This window comes from Nonlabens sp. (assembly GCF_051251825.1).
In the GTDB taxonomy this organism is placed as follows: domain Bacteria; phylum Bacteroidota; class Bacteroidia; order Flavobacteriales; family Flavobacteriaceae; genus Nonlabens.
Genome location: NZ_JBPOGG010000010.1, coordinates 32,150 through 46,877, shown reverse-complemented (window position 1 = coordinate 46,877; position 14,728 = coordinate 32,150). Strand labels below are relative to the sequence as shown.

The 14,728-nt window shown below is 37.2% G+C and carries 10 protein-coding genes; 7 read left to right on the top strand and 3 right to left on the bottom strand.

Going from position 1 to position 14,728, the window contains the following annotated elements:
• Positions 1-5: 5 nt before the first annotated feature.
• Positions 6-551 carry a hypothetical protein gene (locus tag ACSHWW_RS11560; RefSeq protein ID WP_435682619.1) on the bottom strand — a complete coding sequence of 182 codons (546 nt, stop codon included), beginning with the start codon at positions 549-551 and terminating at the stop codon, positions 6-8.
• 69 nt (positions 552-620) lie between these two features.
• Positions 621-2,138 (bottom strand): helicase HerA-like domain-containing protein, encoded by a 1,518-nt coding sequence (locus tag ACSHWW_RS11555; protein ID WP_435682618.1) that lies wholly within the window; start codon positions 2,136-2,138, stop codon positions 621-623.
• Positions 2,139-2,231: 93 nt separating this feature from the next.
• Here ACSHWW_RS11555 and ACSHWW_RS11550 point away from each other — a divergent pair, with 93 nt between their 5' ends.
• Entirely contained in the window at positions 2,232-2,864 is a 633-nt protein-coding gene (locus tag ACSHWW_RS11550; RefSeq protein ID WP_435682617.1) for a 7-carboxy-7-deazaguanine synthase QueE, read from the top strand.
• Here the strand turns inward: ACSHWW_RS11550 and ACSHWW_RS11545 are convergent.
• Positions 2,861-3,400, bottom strand: a complete 540-nt coding sequence (locus tag ACSHWW_RS11545) for a DUF2911 domain-containing protein (protein WP_435682616.1) — start codon at positions 3,398-3,400, stop codon at positions 2,861-2,863. The two genes, ACSHWW_RS11550 and ACSHWW_RS11545, sit on opposite strands and share 4 nt — an antisense overlap.
• Before the next feature lie 172 nt (positions 3,401-3,572).
• Between ACSHWW_RS11545 and gyrB the strand changes: the two genes are divergently transcribed.
• From gyrB to ACSHWW_RS11515, 6 genes are all read left to right on the top strand, one after another.
• Positions 3,573-5,510, top strand: coding sequence for a DNA topoisomerase (ATP-hydrolyzing) subunit B (gene gyrB, locus ACSHWW_RS11540; protein WP_435682615.1), 1,938 nt, complete (start codon positions 3,573-3,575; stop codon positions 5,508-5,510).
• A 106-nt stretch (positions 5,511-5,616) separates the two neighbouring features.
• On the top strand, positions 5,617-6,702 hold the full coding sequence (locus tag ACSHWW_RS11535; protein WP_435682614.1) for a DUF6588 family protein: 1,086 nt from the start codon (positions 5,617-5,619) through the stop codon (positions 6,700-6,702).
• Between the two features lie 127 nt (positions 6,703-6,829).
• Entirely contained in the window at positions 6,830-7,750 is a 921-nt protein-coding gene (gene mdh, locus ACSHWW_RS11530; protein ID WP_435682613.1) for a malate dehydrogenase, read from the top strand.
• Between the two features lie 174 nt (positions 7,751-7,924).
• A complete protein-coding gene (locus ACSHWW_RS11525; RefSeq protein ID WP_435682612.1) occupies positions 7,925-8,530 on the top strand; it encodes a hypothetical protein in 606 nt (201 codons plus the stop codon).
• A 164-nt stretch (positions 8,531-8,694) separates the two neighbouring features.
• Entirely contained in the window at positions 8,695-11,793 is a 3,099-nt protein-coding gene (gene secDF, locus ACSHWW_RS11520; RefSeq protein ID WP_435682611.1) for a protein translocase subunit SecDF, read from the top strand.
• Between the two features lie 227 nt (positions 11,794-12,020).
• Positions 12,021-14,696, top strand: coding sequence for a gliding motility-associated C-terminal domain-containing protein (locus ACSHWW_RS11515; RefSeq protein ID WP_435682610.1), 2,676 nt, complete (start codon positions 12,021-12,023; stop codon positions 14,694-14,696).
• Positions 14,697-14,728 lie beyond the last annotated feature (32 nt).

The window sequence follows — 14,728 nt, the reverse complement described above, 5'->3', positions numbered from 1 at the left end:
TAGGTTTACCAGCTTACAAAAACGTACTTAGGTTTTGCACTATCAGGAATCATTGTTTTTTCAATAGCTGCGGTCATGTCAAAACGGATCTCAGCAGGTAATAATTCTTTATCTACTGTAAAGTAAAAATTATGATCATTAACTCTCACTACGGCATCCTTAATCATGTTATCTATACTAGAAACATTATAAGCAGTACTGATTGTTTTGAAATCACTTTCTATTGTAACACCTTCTAGAGTTTTGAATCTGTTGTCTCTTACGCGTACATATTCTATGGTAGAAGTACTGTCTTCTTCTAGAGGAGTAAGTGTTAAAAGATGTTTACCACCTTTTTCATAAACTTCAATAGGGCTCGGTCCATTACTGAACTCGTCTCCTTTAATATTCTTTACAAGACTATCATTTGCATATAAACTGTCTAGTTGATATACCATCATTTCTTTAGTCAAGTGACCTACACGATCTTTATTCCATTCAAATGGATCCTGAGGTTTTGTACAAGAAGTAATTGCTATAACTAGAGCAAGTAATAAAAGTGTCTTTTTCATTATTTAGTTTTTAAGAGTTGCAAAACTACTTTTAGTTCTGATAACAAACGATTAAAAAGATGATAAATTTTACTTGAGAGCTTTTCCTAGAATTCCCATCACACCTCTTATAAAACTAGCGCTAGTTAATACTTTAACGATAGGATTTTGTCGAGTGCTTTTTCTGCTCGATGAACTTCTTGAAGCTTTAGCTTTTTCGGCCTTTGCTTTTTCTTTTATTTCGTCCTCGTTTGCTTTTTCTATTTTTTCTTGAAGTATTTCTTCAGCGCTTTCACGGTTAATGACTTCATTATACTTGTCAGTCAGTTCTGAGTCTGCGATGAGGTCGCTTAATTCTCTGTCTGTAAGAACATCCATTCTACTGGCTGGTGCACGTAATAATGTTGCCGCTAGAGGACTAGGTCTTCCTTTTTCATCCAGAGCAGATATGAGTGCTTCACCTATTCCTAGAGAAGTCAGTACTTCGGCAGTGTCATAGAAATCTGTTTCTGGATAGTTTTGTGCGGTAAGCTTTATGGCTTTACGATCTTTTGCAGTAAAAGCTCTTAACGCATGCTGAATTTTTAAACCTAGCTGACTCAATACACCTTCTGGAATATCAGTCGGGTTTTGAGTTACAAAATAAAGGCCTATTCCTTTAGAGCGTATCAGTTTTACAATACTTTCTATTTGGTCGAGCAACGCACCACTAGCTTGATCAAAAATCAAATGAGCCTCATCTATAAACATGATGAGTTCTGGCTGGTCTGCATCTCCTTGTTCTGGGAAAGTGCTGTAGATCTCTGCAAGTAAGCTCAACATAAATGTCGAGAATAATTTAGGGCGATCTTGAATATCTGTAAGGCGTATAACGTTAACATAACCATGACCATTTTTGTCTTTACGAGTTAAATCTTTTACATCAAAGCTGCGCTCTCCAAAAAACTGATCAGCTCCTTGTTGTTCCAGCTCGATTATTTTTCTTAAAATCGCTCCTGTAGAAGATGTAGAAATACGTCCATACTCAGCTTGAAATTCTTCTTTTCCTGCTCCGGTAGAATATTGTAATACCTTCTTAAGGTCTTCTAGGTCGAGTAGTGGCAACTTGTTATCATCACAGTATTTAAAAATCACAGAGATAATTCCTGCCTGAGTCTCAGTCACATCTAGAATTCGCGAAAGCAAAACAGGTCCAAATTCACTTACCGTAGCACGCATTCTTATTCCGTTCTGGTCAGAAATAGTCATGATTTCCACAGGCGAGTTGTGCGCTGTGTATTCCAGTCCTATTTTCTCGTGTCGTTCATCAATTTTAGGATGTCCGTCACTCGCGGCAGCTATTCCAGATAAATCTCCTTTAATATCCATTAATAAGGAAGGAATTCCTTTTTGTGAAAGTTGCTCTGCGATAATCTGTAAGGTCTTAGTCTTTCCAGTTCCCGTGGCTCCTGCAATAAGTCCATGACGATTCATGGTCTTCAACGGGATTTTAACGTGCGCACCAGTGAGTGTTTCACCATTGAGCATGGCTGCTCCCATAATAATGGAGTCACCTTTTGGGTTATAACCTTCGGTAATGATTTTGTGTAAAGAATCTTTATCAGACATGTACGTGTAATTTTGTGTAAAGTTAATTAATTCCTTCAGTCTTTAATAACGACTGTATTCTTGAATCTGATTTTTAAAAAGTACCTTTGCGGCATGTTAGAAAAATCAATTTCTCAAGCGGTTGAAAAAGGTGAAATGCTTCCTTTAATGGAAGAGTTTTACACCATTCAAGGAGAAGGCAGTCATACAGGGAAAGCGGCTTACTTTATAAGAGTAGGTGGTTGTGATGTAGGATGTCACTGGTGTGATGTAAAAGAAAGTTGGGATCCAGAGAAACATCCACCTACGGCAGTTCAGGCTATAGTGGAGAATGCAGCAAAATATAGCAAGACCATTGTAGTGACCGGTGGAGAACCACTTACGTGGAATATGAATCCATTAACGGCTGGATTGAAAGAAAAAGGAATGCAAGTTCATATCGAGACCAGTGGAGCTTATCCATTGTCTGGAACTTGGGATTGGATTTGTCTATCTCCTAAAAAAGTTAAAATGCCGCTCCCAGAAGTTTATACGGCAGCACACGAGTTGAAGGTTATTATCTATAATATGCATGATTTCGCTTTCGCGAAAGCGGAGGCAGAAAAAGTATCCTCTACTTGTAGATTATATTTGCAACCAGAATGGTCTGTACGTGAGAAAATGATTCCGTTAATAACGGAGTTTGTCATGAATAATCCAGAATGGCACGTCTCACTACAAACTCACAAATACTTGAATATTCCTTAAAGCTCTGTAAGCTGAATAGGTAAGTTTACCAAAGTGTCATCCCAACCCATAAATAAAATTAATCCATCAGGTTGTTCCACAAAGCTAATGGAGAAATCTTCAATAGTTTGAGGAGACGGCATGGAGTCCATCGTTACTTTTAAAATATCTTTAGAAGCATCGTGGTTGGTGCCCCATTGATTAGTCTGTGAGTTGAGTATAAAGGTCCACTGATCTTCTCCAGGAATGGTGTAAATAGAATATGCGCCAGCTTTTACAAGCGTTCCATTAATGGTGACATCTTTAAAGAAATCGATCTCAGTGGCTTCATTTGCCCCAGTACGCCACACTTCGCCATACTTTACAAGTCCACCAAAGACGTCTCGATCTCTTTTTGAAGGTCTGCTATAAATGACACGAGCAATGGCTTGATTATCATTGTTTCTATGAATCACTACGTCCAGCGGACTTTTATCTATTTTAGAAAAAGAGAAGTCTTGTGCTTGGACTGTGAAAAAACTTAAGAATAATGCGCTTATAAAAAGTACTGATTTCATGTGTGAATATTTGGTTCTTACTAAGATATAAAAATGCTTCTATAAATTGAGTTTTGCTATTAATAATTTGTTAATAACTTAAAGGCATTAAACAAGGCTCAAAAGCCTATAAACGTTGATGGTTCCTTATATTTGTTTGTTACGGAATTAAAGTAAAATTTACACTCAAATTATGAGCGAAGAAAATAAAGGAAATTACGGCGCTGATCAGATTCAGGCACTTGAAGGAATGGAACACGTGCGCATGCGTCCATCGATGTATATCGGTGATGTAGGAGTGCGTGGATTACACCACTTAGTATATGAGGTTGTAGATAATTCTATTGATGAAGCGCTTGCTGGGCACTGTGATAATATTACAGTTGCTATTAATAAAGATAACAGTATTACCGTGACTGATGATGGTCGTGGTATTCCTGTAGATATTCATAAGAAAGAAGGCGTGTCTGCATTACAGGTTGTAATGACTAAAATTGGTGCAGGTGGAAAGTTTGATAAAGACTCTTATAAAGTATCTGGTGGACTGCACGGTGTAGGTGTAAGTTGTGTAAACGCACTTTCTGACCATCTAAAAGCTACAGTTTATCGCGATGGTAAAATATGGGAGCAGGAATATGAGCGTGGTAAAGCTATGTATCCTGTAAAAGCTGTAGGAGAAACAGATAAAAGAGGAACTGATGTAACATTCCTTCCAGATCGCAGCATCTTTACACAAACGACTGAATATAATTATGAAACACTTGCAAATCGTTTAAGAGAATTATCTTTCCTTAATAAAGGAATTAAAATCATTCTTACAGATAAACGTCAGCAAGATGAAGAAGGAAACGATAAAACAGAAGTTTTCCAGTCTGAAGAAGGATTGAAAGAATTCATACGTTTCTTAGACGACACACGTCAACCTATCATTGCAGATGTTATCTCTATGGAAGGTGAGAAGAATGGGATTCCTGTAGAAGTAGCGATGATCTATAACGATAGTTATGCAGAGAATCTTCACTCTTATGTAAATAATATTAATACACATGAAGGTGGAACGCACTTGGCTGGTTTCCGTCGTGGATTAACTTCTACACTTAAGAAATATGCAGACGCGTCAGGATTGCTAGACAAACTGAAATTTGATATTGCTGGAGATGATTTCCGTGAAGGATTGACAGCGATTATATCTGTAAAAGTTCAAGAACCACAATTTGAAGGACAAACTAAAACTAAACTAGGTAACCGCGATGTAACCAGTGCGGTTTCTCAAGCCGTTTCTCAAATGCTTGAAGATTATCTAGAAGAAAATCCTAATGATGCCAAAACTATTGTTCAGAAAGTAATTCTTGCTGCAACAGCGCGTCACGCTGCTCGTAAAGCTCGTGAAATGGTACAACGTAAAACCGTGATGAGCGGTGGAGGATTGCCAGGGAAACTATCTGACTGTTCTGAGACTGATCCTACTTTATGTGAAGTGTTCCTTGTTGAGGGAGATTCTGCAGGTGGAACGGCTAAGCAAGGTCGTGATCGTGAATTTCAAGCCATCATGCCACTGCGTGGTAAGATCTTGAATGTGGAAAAAGCCATGACACACAAGGTTTTTGAAAACGAAGAAATTAGAAATATTTATACAGCACTCGGTGTTACTATAGGAACTGAAGAAGATTCTAAAGCACTGAACTTGGAGAAATTGAGATATCACAAAGTAGTCATCATGTGTGATGCAGATATTGATGGTTCTCACATTGCAACTTTAATACTAACTTTCTTCTTCCGTTATATGCGTGAGATGATTGAAATGGGTTACATATACATTGCAACGCCGCCATTATACCTTGTTAAGAAAGGAGCTAAAAAACGATATGCATGGAATGATGAGGAACGCGACCAAATCGCAGAGAGTTTTGGTGGTAGTGTGAATATCCAGCGTTATAAAGGACTCGGAGAAATGAATGCTGACCAGTTATGGGACACGACCATGAATCCTGAGTTCAGAACGTTACGTCAAGTAACTATCGATAGTTTACCTGAGGCAGATCGTATCTTCTCCATGTTAATGGGTGATGAGGTGCCGCCACGTAGAGAGTTTATCGAGAAGAATGCTATTTATGCAAACATTGATGCCTAATTAAGGTGTTACATTTATTTAAAAGCCCTTTTTTTAAAGGGCTTTTTGCTTTTTTAAAAACTAGATAATAGAAAATTGCGTTAATATATTTTAATCCCTATTTATTATGAAGAAATCAATTTCAATTTTAGTAATCCTTTTTGTAGCTCATTTTTCAATAGCTCAAAATGGTTTTTCAGACATTCTTGCTGCTGGTGTAGAGGCTGGTGAGAGATACTCAAATTCATACATGACTCCTGCGGCTGAGGCTTTTAGCTTTAACTTAAGTACTGGATGGTATGATGATGCACGAGTTCTAGAAGCAGGAAAATTCAAGATTCAATTTAAAGCACAAGGAACTTTTGCACCAGATGAAAAGAAGTCTTTCTTTCTAGATCCTGCAGAGTACGAAGCGATTATTCAAGAGAGTTATGATAATTCTGGAAATCCACCTGCAAATATTGAGGTGACCTTTGGTGATGGTGGAACAACTCCTAGGGCAATCGCAACAGCTTTAGGAGAAAACACGATGGATCAACAACTCATTATAAGGAGTCGAGAAGCAACATCAGGATTTTTACTTCAAGAAGACGTTATTAATTTGCCTAATGGTTTAGGAAGTGAAGGATTAGATTTAGTTCCAGCAGCCTTTCTACAGGTTGGAGTAGGAATAGGAGCAGGCTTAGAATTGAAAGGTCGAGTAATTCCTAAAACTACCATTGGTGAGTCAGAGACCAGTTTATATGGTTTAGGGCTTCAATGGGAAATTTCTAAATTTTTATCTACTAATGATAATGGATTCCCATTAAATATCTCACTTCTCGCAGGATATACACAATTAAATGCATCTTATGATTTTGAAGATGGAGCAGTCGTGGCTGGTTCAAATCAGTCTATTGAAACGCAGGTAAGTAGTTTAAGTATGTCTGCGATTATCAGTACGGATCGCAAGGTTTTAAATTTCTATTGTGGTGTGAATTATAATGCAGGAACTACACAAACAGATTTATTAGGAACGTACACGTTTACTTCAAATACAGTGATTTTTCCTGTTGCAGCATCAGTTAAGGATCCATTTTCTGTAAATACAAACGTTAATGGTATCTTAGGAACAGCTGGAGCAAAATTAACATTAGGAGCATTTAATCTCCATGCAGATTATACATTTGGAGAATACAGTACGGCAACTGCAGGTGTATTTTTCAGAATTTAATTTATGTTAATATATTCTTTAATTCAACTGTGGTAACTATGTTAAATGCGGTGCATTTTGTATTTTTACAATCTATTGGTATTCTAATAGATAGACAATTTATCAATCAATTTTAAAAAATATTATAATGAAAGTAACCGTAGTAGGAGCAGGCGCAGTAGGCGCAAGTTGTGCAGAGTATATCGCTATTAAAGACTTTGCTAGTGAGGTAGTCATATTAGACATTAAAGAAGGATTTGCAGAAGGTAAAGCCATGGATTTAATGCAAACGGCTTCTTTAAATGGTTTTGACACAAAAATCACTGGTTCTACTAGCGATTATTCTAAAACGGCTGGTAGTGATATCGCAGTAATTACTTCGGGAATTCCACGTAAACCTGGAATGACACGTGAAGAATTAATAGGGATTAATGCAGGTATCGTTAAGTCAGTAGCAACAAGTCTTGTGGAGCATTCTCCTAACGTAATCCTTATCGTGGTTTCAAACCCTATGGATACGATGACTTACTTAACGCATAAAGTAACTGGTTTGCCTAAGCACCGCATCATAGGAATGGGTGGCGCATTAGATAGCGCACGTTTTAAGTATCGTCTTGCAGAGGCTCTTGAAGCTCCTATATCTGATGTGGATGGAATGGTAATAGGTGGTCATAGTGATAAAGGAATGGTGCCATTAACGCGTCTTGCGACTCGTAACTCTGTGCCGGTTAGTGAATTTATCAGTGATGAGCGTTTAACTCAAGTTCTTGAAGACACTAAAGTAGGTGGAGCAACACTTACTAAATTACTAGGAACGAGTGCATGGTATGCGCCAGGTGCAGCAGTATCTGGACTTGTTCAAGCAATCGCTTGTGACCAGAAAAAAATCTTCCCATGTAGTGTAATGCTGGATGGTGAGTATGGACTTTCTGACCTTTGTATAGGTGTGCCAGTTGTGTTAGGTCGCAACGGTATTGAAAGAATTGTAGAAATTAATTTGAACGATGCTGAAAAAGCAAAACTTCAAGAAAGTGCCGAAGGTGTGAAAGTAACAAATGGATTGATCTAATTCTACATACCTTATTATATAGTAACAACCGCTCTTATTGCAAGAGCGGTTTTTTTTGTGGATTATGGTGGTGGTATTACGCTTTCGCGAAAGCGTATTAATTACTTCAAACGACTACAAAACAGTATTTTATAAAATTTTAAAGAACAATATTAACTTCATTATATTTGCCGCATGAATTTTAAGTGGTACATCGTTGCTTTTTTAAGTTTGATTTCGATTTTTGTTGTTCAGCAGCAAGATGAAGTCGTGCCTAATCAGGAAATTGTACTGCACTTCACAAGTGATTCTATCTCTGCGGCCGATGCTCAGTATTCCATTACTTTATTAACGAAACAACTTCAAGAAGCAGGAGCAGTTGATATAAACGCAACGCTTCAGGAAAGTGGAAGTTATAGAATTAGTTACCATAGTGAGCTTAATGTAGCTGGATTGAAGGAACGTCTCAATGTTGCTGAGTTTCATTCTTTTCTAGAAAACCATCAGCCGTATAATGCGCCATTTGAAGAAGATAGGTCTACTTATAAGATGGATGTGCATGATTTACAGCAAGACACCAGTGGTTTTGCAGGAAGTGATGCAGCATTATTTTTTGAAATTAAACAAGATTTCAATCGTGGATCGCAAGTAAGCTACTCATTCTTTACAAAGACGATGGTGATCATTCCACAAGGATCATCCATAAAAAACTTAAAGTGTTTTAATCAATCACGAGGTCTCACAATCGCAGACCGTTCTTATGTGATTCCAGCAGTAAGAGCTGGACCTTTTAACTCCTAATAAACACAGAGTTATTCTCTTGTTTTGAGCTTTTTAAAAGCTTTTAAATTTCAACTTTTATAATGAGTTGAAAACTTCATTTATTATATCAAAAAAACAACATACAATCCTGTGGCTCATTATATATTTGCCGGATTGAAAAATTTTAATAAAAATCAATAATTATGCAAAATAAAGGACTAGTCAGAGTTTTTGCAATCGTTTTTGCACTGGTAAGTATTTATCAGTTGTCTTATACTTTTATTACTAATAAAGTAGAAAGCGATGCAGATGCTTATGCAAATACAATTGTAAATGCAGACGACCCAAATGCCGCGACATTAAGAGAAAATGCCGCAAAATCTTATTTAGACTCCATTTCTTCCAAAGATGTTTGGGGATACACCACTTATGCAAGTGCAAAGGAACAAGAACTTCAAAAAGGACTTGACCTTAAAGGTGGAATTAACGTGATTCTTCAAGTATCTGTAAAAGACCTATTAATAGGTATGGCAGATGGTTCAAAGGATCCTGATTTCCGTACGGCACTTGAGCGTGCCGATGAGAGAATTAAAGATGGTCAGAAAGATTACTTCGATTACTTTATCGAAGAGTTCAATGCTATCGATGGAGCAAAATTAGGTTCTCCAGATATTTATTCTAACCAAGAAATGGATGGAGTAATAGACTTTAATATGTCTAATGCTGAAATTGAGCCTGTTTTAAGAGTGAAACTTAAAGAATACATGTTGAGTGCGTTTGAAGTATTGAGAAAACGTATTGACCAATTTGGTGTAACTCAACCTAACATTCAACAATTAGGAGATTCTGGACGTATATTAATTGAATTGCCTGGTGCAAAAGATATCAAGCGTGTTGAAGAACTACTTACTGGAATGGCTGAGTTAGAGTTTTGGCATGTGTTTAAAGCATCTGAGGTGTCACAATATGTGATTCAAGCAGATTCTTATTGGGCTGAAAAATTAGCTGAAAACACTCAAGAAACTGAAGCAACTGAAACAACTGATGATGAAGAAACAACCGAAGCAATTGCTGATGACGTTCAAGAAGCGGCTGATGAAGCTGTTGATGCTGTAGGAGATATCCTTGCAAATGATTCTGTTGCAGATGCTGAAGGTGATGATGATGAAATCAATTATGATCAGAACCCAATCCTTTCAAGAATGCTGGCTCCAGGAAATGGAACTGGTCCAGTAATCGCAACTTTTAAAGATGCTGATAAGCAAATCATTTTAGATTATTTAAATGATGCGCAAGTACGTTCTCTATTACCTGCAGAACTACGTAATGTGAAATTTGCTTGGGGCGTACCTGTTCTTAATGCAGAGCTAGGATATTCAATTACAGACTTATATGCAATACGCTCTAACCGTGAAGGTGAAGCACCATTAGGTGGAGCTGTAATTACTGATGCTCGTCAGGATTTTGAAATGAGTGGTAGAGTAGTAGTAAGTATGGCTATGAATTCTGAAGGGTCAAAAACTTGGGAAGACATGACTACTGAGGCTTACCAAAATAATACTCAAATCGCGGTAGTATTAGATAATACTGTATATAGCGCGCCAGGTATTACAACTGGACCGATTTCAGGAGGAAACAGTCAGATTTCTGGTGACTTTACTGTTGCAGAGGCAGAAGATCTTGCTAACGTATTACGTGCTGGTAAATTACCTGCAGGTGCTGAGATTATCCAGAAAGCTGTAGTAGGACCATCTTTAGGTCAGGAGGCTATTAATAGTGGTTTGTGGTCATTTGGAATCGCATTATTGTTAGTTCTAGTTTGGATGATTTTCTATTATGGAAGAGCTGGTCTTTATGCAGATATTGCTCTTGTAGTTAACATCTTGTTTATTTTTGGTGCTCTAGCATCTCTTAAAGCGGTATTAACGTTACCTGGAATTGCCGGGATTGTATTAACGATCGGTATATCTGTAGATGCAAACGTTCTGATCTTTGAAAGAATCAGGGAAGAACTTGCAAAAGGTAAATCTCAGGTAGATAGTATTAAGGATGGTTTCAATAATGCTTTGAGTTCTATTCTTGATGCAAACGTAACGACGTTCTTAACAGCTTTAATTCTTTTCATATTTGGAACTGGACCTATTCAAGGATTTGCAACTACTTTAATGATAGGTATTGCAACTTCTTTATTTACTGCAATTTTTATCACTAGATTATTTATTGATGGATATGGTAAGAATGGTAAGTCACTTGCATTCTCTACACCACTTACTAAGAACTGGTTTAGAAATGTAAATATTGATTTCTTGAAAAAGAGAAAAGTAGCTTACATGATTTCACTTGCGTTTGTTGTAATCAGTGCCATCTCATTATTCACAAAGAGTTTGAATTTTGGTATTGACTTCTCTGGTGGACGTACTTATACAGTTCGTTTTGAACAACCAGTAAATGCAACTGAGGTGACTAAAATATTATCTGCTGAGGATGTATTTGGTAGTGCTGAGGCAAAAACTTATGGTGCTGACAACCAGTTAAAGATTAGTACAAAATACGGTATTAATAAAGTAGGTGGTGACGTAACTAATGCCGATGTTACTGAAGAAGTTGAAAGTAAGTTGTTTAATAGCTTGAAGCCTTACTTACCAGAAGGTATGGATATGGCTGCATTTGCCGATGTAAGTAAAGAAGATAAGAATGCAGGTATAATGTCTAACTTTGAAGTAGGACCTACTATCGCAGATGATATCTTAATTGGATCATTATATGCGATTTTTGGATCACTTATCGTGGTATTCCTTTATATCTTAATCCGTTTCCGCAAGTGGCAGTTCTCTTTAGGAGCTGTAGTAGCAGTATTCCATGACGTACTAATCGTACTTGGAGTATTCTCTTTAACTTATGACTTGTTACCATTTAACATGGAAATAGATCAAGCGTTTATTGCAGCGATTCTAACTGTAATCGGTTACTCACTGAATGATACGGTGGTTGTGTTTGATAGAATTCGTGAATTTATTAATGAGAGAACTAACTGGGAATTTGCTCGCACGGTAAATGCGGCAATTAGCAGCACGATTTCTAGAACGTTGAATACATCGTTAACTACATTAATTGTATTGCTTGCGATTTTCACTTTCGGTGGTGAGTCTATTCAAGGATTTATGCTTGCACTGATTATTGGTGTTATCGTAGGTACATATTCATCTGTATTTATCGCAACGCCAGTTATGTATGATACAATGGAAAAATCAAAAGGAAAATTATTACCTAAAGAGCCTAAACCGGCAAAAGAGGAATTATAGTATCCATTTCCCTTATTTAAGAACCGCTTTGATTCAATTCAAAGCGGTTTTTTTTATGTCGTTTAAAGTCGGTTTGCTACCCTTTATCTAAAATGCTGTTTTATCTTAATAATAGGTGAATAGATTTTAAATAGATATGTTAGTGAGTGATAGTAATTTATTATTTTGCATTACTTTAGGCGCAAGTTTAAATAAATCTAACACTAACTGAATTTAAATTCATACCCATGAAAAAACTTTTACTATTAACCTTAAGCCTGTTATTTACAGCCACTATAGTAACAGCTCAAGAATTTGCTATGACTGATGGTAGCTTTGTTACTTGTAGCGGTGATTTTACCGATTCAGGTGGATTAGCTGGTGACTATATGAATGGAGAAAATTCAACTATTACTTTTTGTTCACCATTTGCTACTGATGATATGTCAGTGAATTTTACATTATGGAATGTAGGAACAGGTGATATTTTATTAGCTTATGATGGAGATACCGCAACTGGATCACCTATAGGGGTTTTTAACTCAGCAATAACTCCAGCTCTTGTTACTGCTACTGCTGCAAACACCTCAGGTTGTTTGACATTTAGATTTATTTCAAACGCTACAAGTACAGGTCCAGGATGGCAAGCTACTTTGGCTTGTATCGATAATTGCCAGACTATATCAAACGCGGTTACAACAGTGCCAGCTCCAGATAATGATGGAATACTAAGAGTTTGTCAAAACGAATCAATTAGTTTCTCTGGAACTACAACATATAGTGTTGATGGAACTGGTGCAACAAGCGAATGGGTTTTTTCTGAAGATCCTATGAATCCTGTGGCAGGAACAACTGCTACTAGGTCATTTATGAATCCAGGTATTTATAGAGTAGATTATATCACTACAGACCCAACAGGATGTAGAGATAGAGTTTTAGAAGATGTTATCATTTTTGTTTCCACGACTCCTGACTTTACAGGAACTCTTCCTGCAGATACTTCAATTTGTTTTGGAGAATCTACAACCATCACTGGAGTAGCAGAGACTGTTGAATTTGTTGCTGACGTAGCTCCACCTATTACAGGTCAAACATTCCTTCCAGATGATAACGGAACCACTTTTTATGAAACTTGTGTGGACGTTCAAGGATTTGCTCCAGGAACAACATTTCAAAATGCTTCAGACTTAGTAAGCGTGTTCATCAATATGGAACACTCTTATTTTGGAGATTTAGATATTACATTAACTGCACCAGATGGATCTGCTATTAAGATTATCACTTTTGGAAATGGAGGAGGAAATACATTCTTAGGAATTCCTATTGATATTGATACAAATTTAAATCCAGGAACTGGTTTCCTTTATACAATCACTGAAGGTGGATCGGCAACACAAACTATGGTTCAAGCTACAGCTGGTGTTGCAACATTGCCATCAGCTGACTATCGCCCGTTAGATCCATTCTCAAACTTCATAGGAACTCCTTTAAATGGATTATGGTGTTTAAGAGTTGTAGATAATCTTAGTAGTGATAATGGGTACATTTTTGAATGGGGACTTAATTTTAACCCTGCAATTGTACCTGCTGCTGAGCGTTATGAGCCAGGTGAAGTAACTGAAGTTTGGGCTGCAAATGCGGACATCACAGCAACTAATGGTTCTGATATCACGGTAACACCTACTACGGCTGGTCAGAATTGTTATGATTTTGAATTTACAGATAGTTTTGGATGTCTTTACATTGAAACAGTATGTATAGACGTAGCTCCAGAAATTACAAGTGTAGAGCCAGCAGATATTATCGTATGTCAAACAGCAACAGCAGTAACAGTTGATTTAACTTCTAAAGATGACGAAATAAGAAATGGTCTTGTCGCAGCAGATTATGATGTTACTTATTTCAACACTGATGCAGACGCTCAAGCAGACATGAATCCTATTCTAACTCCTGATGTATTCTCAGTAACTGGAAGTACAACAGTATGGGCAAGAGTATTTGATAATGTGAATGGATGTTTTAAAACGGAGCAAGTGGATGTAACTTTCCAGGCAGTAAATTTCAACAATGTTCCAACAATCGAACTTTGTGATGACTTATCTGCAGATGGTGTTGAGACATTTAACTTAACATCTCAAATAACAGGAATCTTAGGAGCACAATCTCCTTCAGAATTTAACGTAGCGTTCTTCAACTCTCAAGCAGATGCTGATAGTAACATGAATGCAATTTTAACTCCTGGAGCTTATGATAACGTATCTAATCCTGAAACGATATTTGTACGTGTATCAAATGCACAAGACGAAGACTGTTTCGAGACAGGTCAGTTTGATATTGAAGTATTAAGCGCACCAGCAATCGGGAATGTTACAAACGTTTCTGACTGTGCTACTAATCCTATCACAAATGAGTTAGATCTAGTGCTTACAGATTATGACGTACAAGTATTAGCAGGTCAGAGTGCAGCAGCATACACAGTAACATACCATAATGATGAAGCAAGTGCAATAAGTGGTTCAAGTGCATTGAGCTCACCTTACGCATCATCAGATCAGCAAACGATTTATGCTCGTATTACAGATAATGCTACAGGATGTTTTGACTACTCTTCATTCTCAGTAACTGTTGAGGTTTGTGAAGTGGTTATCCCAGAAGGATTCTCGCCTAACGGTGATGGTGTTAACGATACGTTCTCTATGCCTAACATTGAGCAATTCCCTAATTTTGAATTAATCATTTTTAATAGAAACGGAAGCAAAATCTACGAGACTACAGCTTCTAACTATGAGGAGTTTGCAGGAATCCCTAACACAGGAGCAATGGCAGGTGATGGATTACTACCAGTAGGAACTTACTTCTATGTATTGAAGTACAACGACGCACAGACTAAAGACGTTGCAAGTTGGGTTTATATCAATTACTAAGAATGTTGTAATTGATGCTCTGCCTGTAGGTA

What these genes read in the sequence shown, in the direction of transcription:
- ACSHWW_RS11560 (WP_435682619.1), bottom strand. Translation starts at nt 551, where the DNA reads ATGAAAAAGACACTTTTATTACTTGCTCTAGTTATAGCAATTACTTCT.
- ACSHWW_RS11555 (WP_435682618.1), bottom strand. Translation starts at nt 2,138, where the DNA reads ATGTCTGATAAAGATTCTTTACACAAAATCATTACCGAAGGTTATAAC.
- ACSHWW_RS11550 (WP_435682617.1), top strand. Translation starts at nt 2,232, where the DNA reads ATGTTAGAAAAATCAATTTCTCAAGCGGTTGAAAAAGGTGAAATGCTT.
- ACSHWW_RS11545 (WP_435682616.1), bottom strand. Translation starts at nt 3,400, where the DNA reads ATGAAATCAGTACTTTTTATAAGCGCATTATTCTTAAGTTTTTTCACA.
- gyrB (WP_435682615.1), top strand. Translation starts at nt 3,573, where the DNA reads ATGAGCGAAGAAAATAAAGGAAATTACGGCGCTGATCAGATTCAGGCA.
- ACSHWW_RS11535 (WP_435682614.1), top strand. Translation starts at nt 5,617, where the DNA reads ATGAAGAAATCAATTTCAATTTTAGTAATCCTTTTTGTAGCTCATTTT.
- mdh (WP_435682613.1), top strand. Translation starts at nt 6,830, where the DNA reads ATGAAAGTAACCGTAGTAGGAGCAGGCGCAGTAGGCGCAAGTTGTGCA.
- ACSHWW_RS11525 (WP_435682612.1), top strand. Translation starts at nt 7,925, where the DNA reads ATGAATTTTAAGTGGTACATCGTTGCTTTTTTAAGTTTGATTTCGATT.
- secDF (WP_435682611.1), top strand. Translation starts at nt 8,695, where the DNA reads ATGCAAAATAAAGGACTAGTCAGAGTTTTTGCAATCGTTTTTGCACTG.
- ACSHWW_RS11515 (WP_435682610.1), top strand. Translation starts at nt 12,021, where the DNA reads ATGAAAAAACTTTTACTATTAACCTTAAGCCTGTTATTTACAGCCACT.